Source organism: Nocardia sp. CA-120079, from assembly GCF_050955745.1.
Lineage (GTDB): Bacteria > Actinomycetota > Actinomycetes > Mycobacteriales > Mycobacteriaceae > Nocardia.
The window spans coordinates 2,921,257-2,937,534 of sequence record NZ_CP192088.1 but is presented as its reverse complement, the minus strand read 5'-3'; the positions used below and the strand labels follow the sequence as shown (position 1 = coordinate 2,937,534).

Sequence of the window (16,278 nt, the reverse complement as noted above, 5' to 3'; positions counted from 1 at the left end):
ACCAACAACGGAGGCCAGGAGGGTTCTATGAAGAAATCAGTGCTGGAGAAGGAAACCGCCACCGAGACAACCGATTCGGCCCCGGACACCGACGACTCGTCCGTGCACGAGAAGGAAACAGCCACTGAGACAACGGATTCGGACCCGGTGGCCGAGGACTCATCGGCCCACGCGGACGCCGCACCACCCTTCTGGCGGCGTCGTTGGGCACTTCGCGCCGCGGTCGGTGCGATCGCCATCGGCGCGGTGTCGGTCTCGGTGCTCGCCTGCGTACTCGGCTGGAAGCTGCACGACCGCAACGAGGTCGATGCCGCAGCCCAGCGGGCCGCAGCCACCGCGCAGACCTACGCGGTCACGTTGACCAGCATCGATTCCCAGAATATCGACCAGAATTTCGCTGCTGTCATCAATGGCGCGACCGGTGAATTCAAGGCCACCTACACCCAATCCAGTAACCAATTGAAGGCACTGCTGGTGGAGCACAAGGCGGTGAGCAAGGGACGCATCGTGGACTCCAGTATCAAGTCGGCGTCCAAGGACCGTGTCCAGGTAATGCTTTTCGTCGATCAGGAGGTCACCAACGCGCTGAGCCCCGATCCACGGATCGATCGCAGCCGGATGGTCATGACCATGGAACGGGTCGGCGGCAGCTGGCTGGCCAGCAAAGTGGATCTGGTGTGATGTGATCGATCAATCGTCCGCACCGTCGATCACCCGGATAAGGAACTGGGGCCGCGGTTATGTACACCGTCATCCGGTCGCCTCGCTGGATACCGTTGGTGCCCAGTTCATTCTGGGTGTCCGAGCCGTGCAGTATCTCGTAATCGACATCGCGACAGGCCGTTTCGCGTTCAAGGAGTTCGTGCGGCAGGCCGCTTTCATGATCAAAACCTCCTACCTGCCGACCGTCGCGGTCGCTTTGCCGATCAGCGCGACCCTCTCGATTCAATTCGGGTTGATCGCGGGTCAGGTCGGCGCGACTTCGCTGGCCGGTGCGGCCAGCGGTCTCGCGGTCATCCGCCAAGCCGCACCCGTGGTCACGGCGATGCTGCTTGCGGCGGCCGTCGGCTCGGCTATCTGCGCTGATCTGGGCTCACGCACGATCAGGGAAGAGATCGACGCACTCGAGGTCATGGGCGTCTCGGTGCTGCGCAAGCTGGTAGTGCCGCGGGTGGCCGCCGGGGTGCTGGTCGCGGTCGGACTGACCGGCCTCAGCGCCTTCGTCGGATTCCTGGCCGGATATCTGTTCAATGTCTACGTCCAGGGCGGTACACCCGGCAGCTTCATCGCCACCTTCTCCTCGTTCGCGCGCATCGGCGATATGTATCTGGCGGTGGTCAAGGCCGTGGTGTTCGGGCTCATCGTGACCGTCGTCGCCTGTCAGAAGGGATTGAGCACCAAGGGCGGTCCCGGCGGTGTCGCGAATTCGGTCAATGCCACCGTGGTGGCCTCGATCGTGCTGCTCATGGTGGTGAACGTGGGCTTCACCCAGATGTACACCATGCTCTTCCCGCGGCAGGCGCTCTGAGATGGCGGCACCGTACTATCCACTGCACTTCGGCAAGGTGCTCCGCGCCGCCGAGGCACCGCTGACCGGGGCCAAACGCCTCGGGCATATGGCCATATTCTTCCTGCGCGCGATCGCCTCCATCCCTGTTGTCCTGCGCCACTATCGCAGGGAACTACTACGCCTGATCTCCGACATCACCTGGGGCAACGGCTCACTCATCGTCGGCGGCGGCACGGCAGGCATCATTGTCGTACTCGGCGCGAGCGCGGGCGCGCTGGTGGGGATCGAGGGCTACAGCGCACTGAAATTGCTGGGCATCGGCCCGGCGACCGGTCTGGTCTCCGCCACCGCCTCGACCCGCGAACTGGCCCCGATCATGGCTTCCATCGCCTTCGCCTCCCAGGCGGGCTGCAGATTCACCGCTCAACTCGGCGCCATGCGCATCGCCGAGGAGATCGACGCGATGGAAACACTCGCCATCCGGTCCATCCCCTACCTGGTCACCACACGGCTCATGGCCTCGGTGGTCGCCATCGTCCCGCTCTATCTCATCTGTCTGGCAATGAATTTCGTCGCGGTCGAGTTCGCCATCGGCATCGCAGGCAGCCAATCCCCCGGCACCTACGACCACTACTTCCGCATGGTGCTCAGTGCGACCGATGTCGCGTATTCGCTGGCCAAGGCCGTCGTCTTCGTCGTGATCACGACAACCATCCAGTGCTACTTCGGCTATTACTCCGCGGGCGGACCGGTGGGCGTCGGCATTGCCGCCGGTCGTGCGATGCGCGCCAGCATCACCGTCATGATCTGCGTCAACCTGCTGATGACGCTGGCACTTTGGGGATTCGATTCGGGAGCGCGAATCAGCGGCTGAGCGCACCGCCGGACTACACGCCTCCGGTGGTGGAAGGGAAATAGCGGATCAGGCGTCGGCGAGTGCTCGCAGCACCGCGTCGGCCAATTCGGGTCGGCAGATCAGTAGGTCGGGCAGGTAGGGATCGGGGCGGTTATAACGCAACGGTGTTCCGTCGAGGCGGGATACGTGCAGCCCGGCGGACGCGGCGACGGCGACCGGGGCACACGAATCCCATTCGTATTGGCCGCCGGAATGGGCGTAGACGTCGGCGGCACCACGGACGACGGCCATCGCCTTCGCCCCCGCCGACCCCATCGGGACCGGCGTCGCCGACAGCGCATCCGTCAGCTGTTTCACCTGTTCGGAGCGCCTGCTGCGGGATACGGCCACCCGAATGGGTCCGGGCACGGCGGGTGCGAGCTCGGGTGGTTGCCCGGTGTGCAGGACCAATCCCGCGGCAGGCAGCGCCACCGCACCGGTGACCGGGTGGCCGTCCACCGCGAGGGCGACGTGCACCGCCCAGTCCTGCCGGGGCGGCTCACCGTATTCGCGGGTGCCGTCGAGCGGGTCGACGATCCACACGCGCGAATGTTCCACGCGTGCAGGGTCGTCGGGACTTTCCTCGGACAGTACGGCGTCGCCGGGCCTGGCCTGCCGCAGCCGATCCAGCAGTAGGGTATTGGCCTGCCGGTCCCCGGCCGCGCCGCCTTGTGATCGGATGGCGAGCAGTAGCTTTCCGGCCGCCTCGGCAAGGGTGGCGGCGAGATCGTGGTCGTCCATGGCTATCCCTCGACGGCGGGGGTGAGTACTCCGGCCCGGCGCAGGTGTTCGATCACCTGGTCGGCCAGTTCGTCCGGGGTCTGCGTGCCGCCGGCATCCAGGTGCAGTTCGGGCGAGGCCGGCGTCTCGTACGGTGAGTCGATTCCGGTGAAGTTCACCAGTTCACCACGACGAGCCTTGGCATACAAGCCTTTTCGGTCGCGGGCTTCGACCACCTCCAGTCGAGCGTCGACATGCACCTCGAAGAACTCGCCGGCTCCGATACGCTCGCGCGCTCGCCGGCGTTCAGCCGCGAACGGCGCGATGAACGAGGCCAGCACGATGAGACCGGCATCGGCGAGCAACCGTGCGACCTCCACAACGCGACGGATGTTTTCCACGCGGTCGGCGTCGGTGAAGCCCAGATCGGCGTTGAGGCCGTGCCGGACATTGTCGCCGTCGAGCAGGTAGGTGTGGAATCCCTGCTCGTGCAAACGCTTTTCGACCAGATCGGCGATGGTGGACTTGCCCGCGCCGGACAGCCCGGTGAACCACACCACCGCGGGTCGCTGTCCCTTGCTTCGCGATCGCGCTTGCCGGTCGACCTCCACGGACTGCCAGTGGATATTGTTCGCGCGGCGCAGTGCGAAGCGCAGCATGCCTGCGGCGACGGTGTCCTGGGTGAAGCGGTCGATGAGGATGAACGCGCCCATATCCCGATTGTCGGAATACGGATCGAACGGAATCTGCCGATCCAGATGCAGATTGGCGATACCGATCTCGTTCGATCCGAGTGTGCGGGCGGCGACATGTTCGAGCGTATTGACATTGACGGCGTATTTCGGTTGCGCCACTTGGGCCACGGCGGTGGAAGTGGCGAGCTTCAGCAGATAGGTGCGCCCCGGCAGCATCCGCTCCTCGCTCATCCAGACCAGCTGACATTCGAACTGGTCGGCCAGGCCGGGTGCATTCTCGGCGGCGGCGAGGACATCGCCTCGGCTGACGTCGATTTCGTCGGCGAGCACCACGGTGACGGATTGATCGGCCACCGCCGTCGCCAGATCGCCGTCGGCGGTCACGATCCGCGCCACGGTGCTCTCCTGACCGGACGGCAGTACCCGCACCTTGTCGCCGGGATGCACTGTGCCACCGGCGATCTGACCGGAGAAACCCCGGAAATCGAGGTCCGGCCGATTGACCCATTGCACGGGCATCCGGAACGGGCCGTTGTCGCGCTCGTCGGTCACCTCGGCCGTCTCCAGGTGATCGAGCAGGCTCGGGCCGGTGTACCAGGGAGTGTTCGGGCTGGGCTGCAGAATATTGTCGCCGCGCAGCGCCGACATCGGAATGCAGACGATATCGCCGTGGTCGATGCCGTCGGCGAATGCACGGTACTCCGCTTCGATCTCGTCGAACCGCTGCCGCGAATACTCGACCAGGTCGAGCTTGTTCACCGCCAGCACGATATGGCGAATACCGAGCAGTGACACCAGATAGCTGTGGCGGCGGGTCTGGGTGAGCACACCCTTGCGGGCGTCGACGAGAATCACGGCCAGATCGGCGGTCGATGCCCCGGTGACCATATTGCGGGTGTACTGCTCGTGGCCCGGGGTGTCGGCGACGATGAATTTGCGTCTTTCGGTGGCGAAGAAACGGTAGGCGACGTCGATGGTGATGCCCTGTTCACGCTCGGCGGCCAGGCCGTCGACCAGTAGCGCGAAATCCAGCTCACCGCCTTGGGTGCCAACGGTTTTCGAGTCGTGCTCCAACTCGGCCAACTGGTCGGAGAACACCAGTTTCGAGTCGTAGAGCAGTCGCCCGATCAGCGTGGACTTACCGTCGTCGACACTGCCGCAAGTAATGAACCGCAGCATCGATTTACGTTCGTGCCTGCGCAGATACTCCTCGATATCGGTGGCGACGAGATCGTTCACGGTATGCGCCATCAGAAGTACCCTTCCTGCTTCTTCTTCTCCATCGAACCGGTCGAGTCGCGGTCTATGACCCGGCCCTGCCGCTCGGAACTGGTGGTCAGCAGCATCTCCTGCACGACGGTCGGCAACGTGGTCGCCGTGCTCGCCACCGCACCGGACAGCGGGTAGCAACCCAGCGTGCGGAATCGCACCATCCGCTGCTCGGGAATCTCACCGGGCCGCAATCGCATTCGCTCGTCGTCGACCATGATCAGTGCGCCGTCGCGCTCGACGACCGGGCGAGATGCGGCGAAATACAGGTCCACGATGGGGATCTGCTCGAGCAGGATGTACTGCCATACGTCCAGCTCGGTCCAGTTCGACAGCGGGAATACCCGCAGGCTCTCCCCCGGCTGCTTGCGAGCGTTGTACAGCCGCCACAACTCCGGGCGCTGCCGCTTCGGATCCCACCGATGCTGCGCCGAACGCAGGGAGAACACCCGCTCCTTCGCTCGCGACTTCTCCTCGTCGCGGCGCGCACCACCGAATCCCAGATCGAATTCATGGCTGTCCAGGGCCTGTTTCAGACCCTCGGTCTTCCACATCTCGGTATGCAGCGCGGAACCGTGATCGAAGGGATTGATGCCGCGCTCGAGGCATTCCGGATTCCGGTACACGATCAGGTCCAGATCATCGGCTGCTGCGACCTCGTCCCGGAACGCGTACATGGCCCGGAATTTCCAGGTCGTATCCACGTGCAGCAACGGAAACGGTAGCCGCGACGGGTAGAAAGCTTTGCGCGCCAAATGCAGGAGCACCGAGCTGTCTTTGCCCACCGAGTACAGCATCACCGGGCGTTCGCTCTCGGCGACGGCTTCCCGCATGATCTGTATGCTTTCCGCTTCCAACCGCTGCAGATGGGTCAAGCCCACGCCGTGATCGCAATCATGTTGTGTCGCAATGGTCATCTCTCTACTCCCTGTGACCGCATGGTCGGCTCAGTTGCGCAATTGGGCGCCGCCGCCGATGAACCACACCTGGCCGTTGATCCATTCGGCATCGTCGGACAGCAGGAACGCCACGACGGCCGCCAGATCTCCCGGCTCGCCCAGGCGCGTCGTGCGGGCCGCGGCGATGAACGACTCCTGCAGCGCCAGATCGTTCTGGTTACGCACGGTCTCCCCCATCACCAGCCCCGGCATGACGCCGTTGGCTCGGATGCCCTGCTTGCCCCAGTTGATGGCGATGTGCCGCGTGAGCTGATTGACCGCGGCCTTCGACACGCCATAGGCGACCCGGGACGGGTCGCCGCCCACCGAGGTCCCCGACGAGGTGTTGACGATGCTGCCGCCACCCTGCTCCAGCAGATGCGGCAGCACCGCACGGCTGGTCCGGACATAGCCGAGCAAGTTGACGTCGAGGGTGCGCTGCCAGACATCCAGCTCGGTCTCCAACAAGGTCTTGTCCCGCCCCAGATTGCCGGGCGACAGATCCGCGCCCACATTGTGCAGCCCGTGCACGGCACCGAATTCGGTGATCGTCCGATCCACCAGTTCCTGCACCGATTTGTCGTCGGACAGATCGAATTCGACGGCGATGGCCAGCCCGCCCGCCCGCGCTACCCGTTCGGCGGTCGCCTCCGCCCCGGCGATATTGATGTCACCGACGGTGACGAACGCCCCCTCCTCGGCCAGCCGCTCGGCCGTCGCCGCGCCGATCCCGGTCGCGCCACCGGCGACGATAAAGGTCTTCTCACGCAATCCACGCATTGTGTTCTCCACGAATTCTCCAGCCGGATACCAAGATTCGCGGTCGCAGGGCTGCGTACACAGCGGTCGCCGCGAAGGTATCCGGGCTATTCCCGCGCGATCTTGTCGAGCGGATTCGACCGCTCGAGCATCCCGAAGGTCTCCTCGCCGTCCCAGCGGTAGCGCACGCCGGCCTGCTGAACGGCCGGGAAGTCGGACTGTTCCTGTTTGAGCGACTCGACCGAGTACGTCTTGTCGTTGTGATGCACATCGTGGGTGGAGACCACCGTCTCGCCCTCGATGGACACTGTGCCCTCGGCGGTTTCGAGGACGAGCGACACATCCTCACCGAGTGCCTGCAACCGGGTCAGCCATGGCGCCCGCACCACCCGCGCCGGGATGAGATCTCCGTCGCCGACAAAGACGAAACCCTCATTGAAGGTGGGCTTTCCATCGGCCCTCGGCGGATAGGCCATATAGCCGAAGGCTTTTCCGCTCGGGAATACCGCCGACTGCCAGCAGTGCCCCCAGAACTCGGCCAACCGTCGCACGCCCTGTCGGCGGATCCGCAGCCCGCTCCCGGTGAACCGCTGCTCGCTGCCGTCCACGGTCACCGAACCGGTCGCGCGGAACAACTGCTCGTAGCGGGGTCCGCCCATGAGATCGCCCTCGACCGAATTCTTCAGCCGGTCACCGGCATCGTTGCGCAGAGCACCCTGCACCCACGGGGGTACCGCCATGGTGGCCTCCACCCGGAACTCGACATCGACCAGCGGGCCGTCGGTCTTCCCTGCGGCCAGGTCGAAAGACGTGGTCTGCACGGCCTTTCCGGCGTAGGTCATGATCCAGATGCGGAACGGTTCGACGCATTCGTACCGCAGCCCGCCCGCACCGAGCACCGTGGGCTTCCCGTCCGGTCCCGCCGCGGGCAAGGCGGGTGCTGTTTCGCGCAACCGGAATGCGCGCCCGTCCGGGAACGCGACATTTACCTGGATATCGTGGGACTCCCAGTTGGCGCTCACCGCCTCGATCCCGATGCGCGGCAAGCCGAGCTCGCCGCGGTCGTCGGACACCCAGAAACTCACCGAGTCCCGCATCTCCGGATTCTCCGGACGCTGCGCGAACACGTACTCGCGCGCGGAATCGATGCCACCCGTCAGATTTACAGGCATGGAAATTCCTTTCATAGCAACGTATTTCAGTGCGCGATCCAGCGGCCGGCGCATTCGACGTAGCGCGCGAACGCCGGGCGCACCCGATCCAGGTCGATACCGAACTCCACCGGATCGGCCTTATGGCTGGGCTCGCGTTCGGCCGCGGCCGCGGTCCACCAGCTGTGCATCCGCTGCTCGAACTCGCCGGTCACCGGTTCGCCCAACCACGCGTACAGACCCCGCACCGCACCGATCGGATCCGCTTGCATGGCACGGAAATCGATGTCGTAGAACCGGTCCTCGGCACCGTCCGCGCGGAACTGCACCGCGCGGTCCATTCCCGACGTCCAATGCTCGACATTGAGCCTGCCGATATAGGGCCGGTCGATATGGTCGGTGAACCGGCCGGTGATATCGGCGTACAGTTCGGCCACCGACAGGATCACGTCGGTCGGATCGCGATGGGTCATCACGAACCGCGCATCGGGAAACACCCGGTCCAGGTGCTCGAGAAACAGCACGTGCGAGGGACATTTGAGCCGCCACGGCCGAGTCGGCTCACCCCACTGGAGCAACTTCATCACCCGCCGCTGATACGCGAATGTGGAAGTGAGGTCGGCTTCGGTGACCAGCCAGGTCGAATAGGCCGGGATCTGCGCGAACGAATGGAAGATGTGCGATTTGAAGTCCAGCGCCATCAGCTCGTGACATTCCATCGGCCCGTGCTTGTCGACGGGCACGTGATGGCGGGTGCCGACCATCTCGCCCTTGTCCGAGGGAATCCGCGGATCGACGCCGACCACCGTCGAAGGCGGCGGACACGGTTGCGAGGACTCCCAGCGGCGCAGATATCGCACCCCGGGATCCTGCGCCAACAGCAGCGACAGCGCCGTGGATCCGGTGCGCGGCAAACCCAATCCGATCAGCGGCGCGACGATCGGCACCTCGTCGATCTCCGGATGCCGCCGATACCAGTCCTCCACCTGCAGGCGCTGGCTCAGGTACTTGACGATGCGGTCGTAGAAGAACGCCTCTCCGGCGGAGTTCAACCGAGCCTCGCGCTCGAGCGAATCCAGCAGGACGCCGAGACCCTCGCGGAACGAGTCGTCCCCGAAATCGTCCAGATCGGTCTGCGCGACAGCGGCTTTCAGCATCTCATCGGTGGTCGGCATCGGCTCAGCCCATCCACTGTCCGCCGGCGACGTCGATGGTCTGCCCGCACATGTAGTCCGCGGCCGGGGAGGCCAGGAAGGCCACCACGTTGGCCACTTCCTCCGGCAGCGCGGCGCGACCGAGTTGCACTCGCTGCGTGATCGACTCGGCGACCGAATCGCGCCCCGCACGCTCCGCGTCGTTACGCGGCGCCATCAGGTACCGCTTCATATCGTCTTTGATCATGATGCCGGGAGCCACCGCCAGCACATTCACGCCGCGCGAGGCGAATTCGTAGGCGAGATTACGGGTGAATCCGATGACGCCCGCCTTGCATGCCGCATAGACGGTCAGGCCGTTCTGCTGCACCCGGCCCGCCACGGCCCCGATGTTTATGATCTTCCCCGAGCCCTGCTCGAGCAGGAATTCCAGCGCGGCGTGCGCGCCGTACATCATCATCGTCAGGCTGCCGAGCACCGTCAGGTCGATCTCCTGCTTGGTGTGCCGCTCGAACGCCCCGGCCGAGACCATGACCGGATTGTTGACCATGATGTCAAGGCCGCCCAACGCTTCCCGGCTCTCCGCGACCGCGCGATGCACCTGATCCCAGTCCGACATGTCGGCCTTGATCGGGACCGCGCGGACGCCCCAGCGCTGTTCGACCTCCGCGGCGCGGCGCTGCACCTTCTCGAATGTCCGGCCGACGAGCGCGATATCGGCGCCGCAGCCGCCGAGCCGATTCGCGATCGCCTGCCCGAGGCCGTCACCACCGGCACCGGTGACAATCGCATTCTTCCCACGTAAATCCAACAGGTCGGTCACGCGTTTGTCGACGGTGTCATAAGGCAGCCGGTCGAAACCCAATACTCGAGCCCAGTCCTGGTCCTGTGTGTCCACCCGGGACCTCCTCTCCGCTCCACCATCGGAGCGCGCCAGATCGGCTTACCGCATTTATGGATTCGCCTATGCCTGAGAAGAATAGAACTCCCGACTTTTCGCAGACCAATACTGATTTCGTCATTCAGTCATACAACTTGGTTATGCCACGTATCCTGGTGCGACGATGGACACGCACCGGCTCAAGTACTTCCTGCGGATCGCCGAAGAGGGTTCGATGACCCGGGCGGCGGCCGTGCTCGGCGTCGCCCAGCCCGCGCTGAGCCGCCAGATCCGCCTGCTCGAGGAAGACCTGGGCATTTCACTGTTCCACCGGACCAGGCGCGGTGTGCAACTCACCGAGGACGGCGAACGGTTGCGCGCCTCCACCACCGCACCGCTGCGCCAGCTCGAACTCGCCCTCCAGTACGCCGGCTCCCCCCTGGCCCGCATCGAACGGGGACTGCGCCTCGGCATGCCCCCGACGGTCGCCGCCGTTCTGGCCGCACCCCTGCTGACCAGCCTCGCCGCCGCCTTTCCGAAGGTGAGCTTCGACGTCACGGTCGCCGGCACCGATGCGCTCATCGAGGCCATGCTGCGCGGCACTATCGACACGGCCGTGATCAACCAGGTCTCCGATGAACGCCTGTTCGTGCGCGATCTGCTGGTCGAAGATCTGATCGTGGTCGGCGGGCCGCAATCGGACCTGCGGTCCGACCGGCCGGTCACCTTCACCCAACTGCTCGACCTGCCGCTGGTTCTGCCCGCATCGCCGATCGGAGTCGCCGTCGCCGTCCAGAACACGGCGCTGCGGCTCAAACGTCGTATCCAATCCCGGATCGCCACCGACTCGCTGCAGGTCATGATTGGTCTCGTCGAACGCGGAGACGCCTACGCCGTGCTGCCGATATCCGCCTGCGGCCGGGAGATCGCCACCGAACGGCTCCGCTACGCACCGCTGGTCGAGCCCGCGCTGACCCAGCATCTTGTGGTGGCCGCCTCGGCGCGCATGGACTTACCCCGGGAGTTCGCGTTCAAGATCGGCGACGTGCTCCGCGAGGAAGCCGCGCGCCTGACCAGGTCGGGCACGTGGACGGCCCGGTTCCTGGCACCGGATCAATGGAATCCGTACCGGGCCTGATCCAGGCCTTGCCCGAGCCGACCTTATGAGAGTACTGTTCTCTTCATACGAAACTCATATTCTCAGCTGGTAGGGTGGCACCGAGCGCTGGCAGTGATGCCGAAGCCTTATATCAGAAGTAGGGATTACCTCCCCCGATCATCCGCTTCGGCACCGGTTTCATACCGGAATCGAGCGGCTGTGAATATCACCCCGAAGAATTGATCCGATTTCATGACGGGCTTTTCGACCAAACTTCTTCTGATCGTCGATCAGGTTCTCCACAAATGGCTGATCAATGTCCCGCGACCTTCCGCCGGTTCCGCATTTCTGCCGCAGCACTGCTCGGGCGCTGGATTCCGTCGAACATAGTGAATCATGGTCGCCCACGCCGAATTCGACCGCCGCATCACTACGCTCGACGAGCTGCCGGAGGCGGATAGCGCAACAAGCGATCCGGACGCGGCACCAGCAGGGCTACGCGCAGGCAAATCTTCGCCTTCATCCCACTGCGGGAGACGCAGTCCTCGCCGATGCGATGGCCGACGACCGCTGCCCGGCAGCGGTGGGCGGCGCACATCGCCGACGACGGCCGAGGGTGCCCGCGTTGCTGTTTGCGGCGCGGGCACCAGGGACTAACCGGCTGTCCGCACCGCTGCCATTGCGCCGCCGTCCACGAGCAGGTCGATACCGTTGAGAAAGCTCGCCTCCTCCGACAGCGCGAATGCGACGGCGGCGGCGACTTCGTCCGCGGAACCCCTGCGCCGCAACGGTGTTCGCTGTACCAGCGCCGCCATGCTCGGATGGTTGTCGGCTTCCTGGCGGCCCTGCGGAGTGTCGATGATGCCGGGCGAGACCGAGCAGATGCGCGCGCCGACCGGGCCGAGACGCACCGCCTCGTGTGCCACGAAGCGGTGCACGCCGCGTTTCGCCCAGCTGTAGGCGAGACCGGGATCCTCGACGGCGGGGCCGAGCGCATCGTGGATGTGCTCGAGAAACTTCTCATCGAGCGGATCGTCCACCACCGCGAGGCCGGCCGGGTCCGGCGCGACAGGATCGAGCAGCGGAGCCATCGAAGCGAAACACACCATGGCCGTGCCGGTTACGGCCAGCGGGCGCAGGGCCTGCGCGAGCAGCGCCGTCCCGATCAGATCGACGGTGAAGATCCGGCGCCAGTCACCCATCGTCGGAGAGATACCGGCGGCATGGGCGACAGCTCGCAGTGTGCCGTGCCGATCCACTCGCTCGGCGAGCCGCGCCAGCCCCTCGGGGTCGGTGACGTCGAGTTCCACCGCTTCGACTGCGGCACCGCCATTTTCGGCCAACTGGTCCCGCGCGGCAGCCGCGGCGGCCGCGTCCCGATCCACCAGGAGCAGTATGTCGACCATCTCGGCCAGTCGTTGTGCGCAGGCATAGCCCATACCGCGACCCGCGCCCGTCGCGATACCCACTGTTGTCACCTGTCGCTCCGATCGGTCGTGGGCGCGGCCCAACACTGGGCCAGGCTCGATTCCGCGGCTCGATCGACCAGTTCCACCCGAAAACCGTTGGCCCCGCGCAGGAATGCGAAGAACAGCTGCCCGTCGGCGCCGGGCCGGGTGGCCTCGGTGACGTAACCGTGCCGCACCAAGTCGGCGACATCGGCGGCCACATCGCCGGACCAGTACCCGACGTGGTGGAGTCCGGCTGCCCCGGCCGGTTCCCACAGCGTGTCCGCGATGCTGCGCACGATCTCGAGGCGCGGCACGGTCGTGGAGTATCGGCATCTCATTTCCAGGACAGCGGTCCCGGTGTCGGGCAGGTCCACCGACACCGGCCCGCCGATCTCCGGCCCCCACTCGTATCCGAGTACGGACGACAGCGTCGCCACGGTGGCCTCGAAGTCCGCCGCGACGATCCCGATATGGAACTGATCCTCGGCCCTCACGACAGGACCTCCATCCGGCTCGAAATTCCTACAAGAATTGCATTCCGCATCACGAGAAGCATATTCTCATCATGCGAGAGGAGATGCAATGGCATGGGATTTCGAGACTGATCCGGAGTATCAGAAGAAGCTGGACTGGGCCGACGAGTTCGTGCGCGCGGAAGTGGAACCGCTCGACCTGGTCTGGGAGCACGAGCAGTTCGTGCCACTCGACGGGACGCGGCGCAAGGCGATCCAGCCACTGAAGGAGGAGGTGCGGCGTCAGGGTCTGTGGGCCACGCATCTGGGTCCGGACCTCGGCGGCCAAGGTTATGGACAGCTGAAACTGGCCCTGCTGAACGAGATTCTGGGTCGCTCGTCCTGGGCGCCGATCGTCTTCGGCTGTCAGGCGCCCGATACCGGCAACGCCGAGATCATCGCCCACTACGGGACGGCCGACCAGAAGCAGCGCTACCTGCAGCCGCTGCTGGACGGTGAGCTGTTCTCCAGCTATTCGATGACCGAACCGCAGGCCGGCGCCGATCCGACCCAATTCCAGACCAGGGCGGTGCGCGACGGCGACGACTGGATCATCAACGGCTGGAAGTACTTCTCCTCCAACGCCCGAACCGCCTCATTCCTGATCGTCATGGCGGTGACGAATACGGATGTCAGCCCTTACCAGGGCATGTCCATGTTCCTCGTGCCAACCGACACCCCTGGCATCGATATCGTGCGCAACGTCGGCCTCTACGGAGAGCCGATGAACGACGGCAGCCACGCACTGATCCATTACGAAAACGTACGCGTACCTGCCGAATCCCTGCTCGGCGGCGAGGGCCAGGCCTTCGTCATAGCGCAGACCCGCCTCGGCGGCGGCCGCATCCACCATGCGATGCGCACCATTGGGCTCGCACAGAAGGCCATCGACATGATGTGCGAGCGGGCGCTGTCGCGTACCACCGCGGGCAGCAGGTTGGCCGATAAGCAGTTCGTCCAGGGCTATATCGCCGATTCCTACGCCCAGCTGGCCCAGTTCCGGCTGTTCGTACTGCACACCGCCTGGAAGATCGACAAGTACAACGACTACAAGAAGGTCCGCAAGGACATCGCTACGGCCAAGATCGTCATGCCGACGGTGCTGCACGATATCGCCTGGCGCGCAATGCAAGTGCACGGAGCCCTGGGCACCACCAACGAGATGCCGTTCTTCCGGATGATCCACGGAGCCGGTGTCATGGGGCTGGCCGACGGGCCGACCGAGGTGCACAAGACCACCGTGGCCAAGCAGGTGCTGCGCGACTACGCGCCCACCGACGGCATGTGGCCCACCGAATGGATTCCCGGAAAGCAGGAAGCCGCCCGGGCGAAGTTCGCCGAATATCTCGAGCACAAAGTAGGGAACCAGTGAGCATCGATACCACCCGGCTCGCCGATTGGATGGACGGCCAGGGCCTGCCCGGTAAGGGCGAACCCCTCGAATCCCGCTTCCTGTCCGGCGGCACCCAGAACGAGATCTATCAGATCCGCCGTGGCGAACACGTCAGCGTGCTGCGCATCCCACCTGCCGAGGCGCCCGCCGAACGGGACGCGGGCATTCTGCGCGAGTGGCGGATCATCGAGGCGCTCGAAGACACCGATGTCCCCCATACCGCCGCCGTCGGAGTCTGCACCGACTCCGACGTGCTCGGCCGCACCTTCTACCTCATGGGCTTCGTCGACGGCTGGTCGCCGATGGACCATCGCGGCGTCTGGCCGGAGCCGTTCGACTCCGACCTGCAAGGGCGGGCCGGACTCGGCTACCAGCTGGCCGAGGGAATCGCGTTGCTGTCCAAGGTGGATTGGCAGGCGAAGGGCCTGCAGGATCTGGGCCGCCCGGACGGCTACCACGAGCGACAGGTGTCGCGGTGGCTGAGCTTCTACGACAAGATCGATGGCGCGCGCACGCTCGACGGCATGGACGTGGCCACCGATTGGTTGCGCACCCACCGCCCGCTGGACTACATCCCCGGCCTGATGCACGGCGACTACCAGTTCGCCAATGTGATGTTCCAACACGGCGGACCGGCGCGGCTCGCGGCGCTGGTGGACTGGGAGATGGGAACGGTCGGCGACCCGAAGCTCGATCTGGGCTGGATGCTGCAGGGGTGGCCCGAAGACACCAGCGACCCGGCCGTTGCCACCAAGGGCTACGCCAATATGCAGTACATGCCTTCGCGTGACCAGATGCTCGCGCACTACGCGCAGGTGTCCGGGCGCCAGGTCGACGATATCGACTACTACCTGATCCTGGCCAAGTGGAAGCTCGCCATCGTGCTCGAGCGCGGTTTCCAACGCGCCAAGGGCGACGTCAAGCTGGCGGCGTTCGGACCGATCGTGGTCGACACCATGCGCGCCGCCGCCGAATTGGCCGAGAGTACGGAGTACAAGTCATGAGCGAGCGCAGCGAGCGAACAATCAGCACAGCCGAGCAGTCGCTCGTGCCGGAGCCGAGCGCCAGCGAGGTGGAGGCATGAGCGACGCGGAGTTCGTACTCGACCGGCACGGCCCGGTCATGGTTGTCCGGCTCAACCGTCCGGATGCGCGAAATGCGTTGACCGGCACCATGATGCGCGGAATCGGCGCGGCGATCATCGCGGCCGAGGCCGATCCGCTGGTGCGGGCCGTCGTGCTCACCGGCACCGGTGATCGCGCCTTCTGCTCGGGAATGGATCTGCGCGCCTTCGCCAGTGGCGAAGACTTCGGCAAGGGCGCGGAAGCCGAGGCCTACGGGCGGCTGGCCAAGGGGCAGGTGAGTGTCCCGGTGATCGGCGCGGCCAATGGCAGCGCCGTCGGCGGCGGCCTGGAACTACTGCTGGGCTGCGATCTGATCGTGGCGTCCGCGGCGGCGAAATTCGGCTTCCCCGAGGTCAAGCGGGGACTCTTCGCCGGTGGTGGCGGTACCTTCATCGGCACCCGGATCCCGCTCGGCATCGCACTCGAGCTACTGCTGACCGGTGATCTCGTCGACGCCGAGCGCGCCGAGCGGATCGGTCTGGTGAACGCGGTGGCCGAACCGAATGCCGTGTTCTCGACCGCACTGGCCCTGGCCGAGCGGATTGCCGCCAACGCGCCACTCGGGCTGGCCGCTTCGAAAGAGCTGGCCCGCCTTGCGGTTTCAGACGCGGCCGCGGCCACCGATCGACTCGGCAAGTGGCAGGCGTTGGTATTCGGCAGCGAAGACGCCAGGGAGGGCGCCCGCGCCTTCGCCGAGAAGCGCACGCCGAACTGGCGAGGCCGGTGAG

At 65.3% G+C, this 16,278-nt stretch carries 16 protein-coding genes; 7 read left to right on the top strand and 9 right to left on the bottom strand.

Features of this window, described 5'->3' with window-relative positions; genetic code table 11:
* Positions 1-27: 27 nt before the first annotated feature.
* From ACQPYR_RS13265 to ACQPYR_RS13255, 3 genes are read left to right on the top strand one after another with little or no spacing between them, the layout of a single operon-like run.
* The gene (locus tag ACQPYR_RS13265) at positions 28-681 is read left to right on the top strand and encodes a hypothetical protein (protein ID WP_433631764.1); all 654 of its coding nucleotides are present in this window, start codon (positions 28-30) and stop codon (positions 679-681) included.
* Position 682: 1 nt separating this feature from the next.
* Positions 683-1,528 carry an MlaE family ABC transporter permease gene (locus ACQPYR_RS13260; RefSeq protein ID WP_433631762.1) on the top strand — a complete coding sequence of 282 codons (846 nt, stop codon included), beginning with the start codon at positions 683-685 and terminating at the stop codon, positions 1,526-1,528.
* Position 1,529: 1 nt separating this feature from the next.
* Positions 1,530-2,384 (top strand): ABC transporter permease, encoded by an 855-nt coding sequence (locus ACQPYR_RS13255; RefSeq protein WP_433631759.1) that lies wholly within the window; start codon positions 1,530-1,532, stop codon positions 2,382-2,384.
* A gap of 48 nt (positions 2,385-2,432) precedes the next feature.
* Here the strand turns inward: ACQPYR_RS13255 and ACQPYR_RS13250 are convergent, their stop codons facing one another.
* The 7 genes from ACQPYR_RS13250 to ACQPYR_RS13220 all read right to left on the bottom strand — a co-directional run bounded on the left by ACQPYR_RS13250 (position 2,433) and on the right by ACQPYR_RS13220 (position 9,989).
* Entirely contained in the window at positions 2,433-3,146 is a 714-nt protein-coding gene (locus ACQPYR_RS13250; protein WP_433631756.1) for a 3'(2'),5'-bisphosphate nucleotidase CysQ, read from the bottom strand.
* A 2-nt stretch (positions 3,147-3,148) separates the two neighbouring features.
* On the bottom strand, positions 3,149-5,071 hold the full coding sequence (cysN, locus tag ACQPYR_RS13245; protein ID WP_433631753.1) for a sulfate adenylyltransferase subunit CysN: 1,923 nt from the start codon (positions 5,069-5,071) through the stop codon (positions 3,149-3,151).
* Positions 5,071-6,006: a sulfate adenylyltransferase subunit CysD gene (cysD, locus tag ACQPYR_RS13240; protein ID WP_433631750.1), complete on the bottom strand. Its 936-nt coding sequence runs from the start codon at positions 6,004-6,006 to the stop codon at positions 5,071-5,073. Before cysD ends, cysN begins: the two co-directional genes overlap by 1 nt.
* 30 nt (positions 6,007-6,036) lie before the next feature.
* Positions 6,037-6,807, bottom strand: coding sequence for an SDR family NAD(P)-dependent oxidoreductase (locus ACQPYR_RS13235; RefSeq protein WP_433631747.1), 771 nt, complete (start codon positions 6,805-6,807; stop codon positions 6,037-6,039).
* 86 nt (positions 6,808-6,893) lie between these two features.
* Positions 6,894-7,958 (bottom strand): hypothetical protein, encoded by a 1,065-nt coding sequence (locus tag ACQPYR_RS13230; RefSeq protein ID WP_433631744.1) that lies wholly within the window; start codon positions 7,956-7,958, stop codon positions 6,894-6,896.
* A 26-nt stretch (positions 7,959-7,984) separates the two neighbouring features.
* Positions 7,985-9,112: a sulfotransferase family protein gene (locus ACQPYR_RS13225; RefSeq protein ID WP_433631741.1), complete on the bottom strand. Its 1,128-nt coding sequence runs from the start codon at positions 9,110-9,112 to the stop codon at positions 7,985-7,987.
* Between the two features lie 4 nt (positions 9,113-9,116).
* Entirely contained in the window at positions 9,117-9,989 is an 873-nt protein-coding gene (locus ACQPYR_RS13220) for an SDR family NAD(P)-dependent oxidoreductase (RefSeq protein ID WP_433631738.1), read from the bottom strand.
* Between the two features lie 166 nt (positions 9,990-10,155).
* Between ACQPYR_RS13220 and ACQPYR_RS13215 the strand changes: the two genes are divergently transcribed.
* Positions 10,156-11,109, top strand: coding sequence for a LysR family transcriptional regulator (locus tag ACQPYR_RS13215; protein WP_433631736.1), 954 nt, complete (start codon positions 10,156-10,158; stop codon positions 11,107-11,109).
* 614 nt (positions 11,110-11,723) lie between these two features.
* On the opposite strand, the gene ACQPYR_RS13210 is transcribed toward ACQPYR_RS13215, so the two are convergent.
* The gene (locus tag ACQPYR_RS13210) at positions 11,724-12,548 is read right to left on the bottom strand and encodes an SDR family oxidoreductase (RefSeq protein WP_433631733.1); all 825 of its coding nucleotides are present in this window, start codon (positions 12,546-12,548) and stop codon (positions 11,724-11,726) included.
* Positions 12,545-13,015, bottom strand: a complete 471-nt coding sequence (locus tag ACQPYR_RS13205; RefSeq protein WP_433631730.1) for a VOC family protein — start codon at positions 13,013-13,015, stop codon at positions 12,545-12,547. Before ACQPYR_RS13205 ends, ACQPYR_RS13210 begins: the two co-directional genes overlap by 4 nt.
* 88 nt (positions 13,016-13,103) lie before the next feature.
* On the opposite strand from ACQPYR_RS13205, the gene ACQPYR_RS13200 reads away from it, so the two are divergent.
* The 3 genes from ACQPYR_RS13200 to ACQPYR_RS13190 all read left to right on the top strand — a co-directional run bounded on the left by ACQPYR_RS13200 (position 13,104) and on the right by ACQPYR_RS13190 (position 16,277).
* Positions 13,104-14,405 carry an acyl-CoA dehydrogenase family protein gene (locus tag ACQPYR_RS13200; RefSeq protein WP_433631727.1) on the top strand — a complete coding sequence of 434 codons (1,302 nt, stop codon included), beginning with the start codon at positions 13,104-13,106 and terminating at the stop codon, positions 14,403-14,405.
* Between the two features lie 29 nt (positions 14,406-14,434).
* Complete coding sequence (locus tag ACQPYR_RS13195) at positions 14,435-15,430, top strand: phosphotransferase family protein (RefSeq protein WP_433635119.1); 996 nt, start codon at positions 14,435-14,437, stop codon at positions 15,428-15,430.
* Between the two features lie 76 nt (positions 15,431-15,506).
* Positions 15,507-16,277 carry an enoyl-CoA hydratase-related protein gene (locus tag ACQPYR_RS13190; RefSeq protein WP_433631725.1) on the top strand — a complete coding sequence of 257 codons (771 nt, stop codon included), beginning with the start codon at positions 15,507-15,509 and terminating at the stop codon, positions 16,275-16,277.
* Position 16,278: the final 1 nt, after the last annotated feature.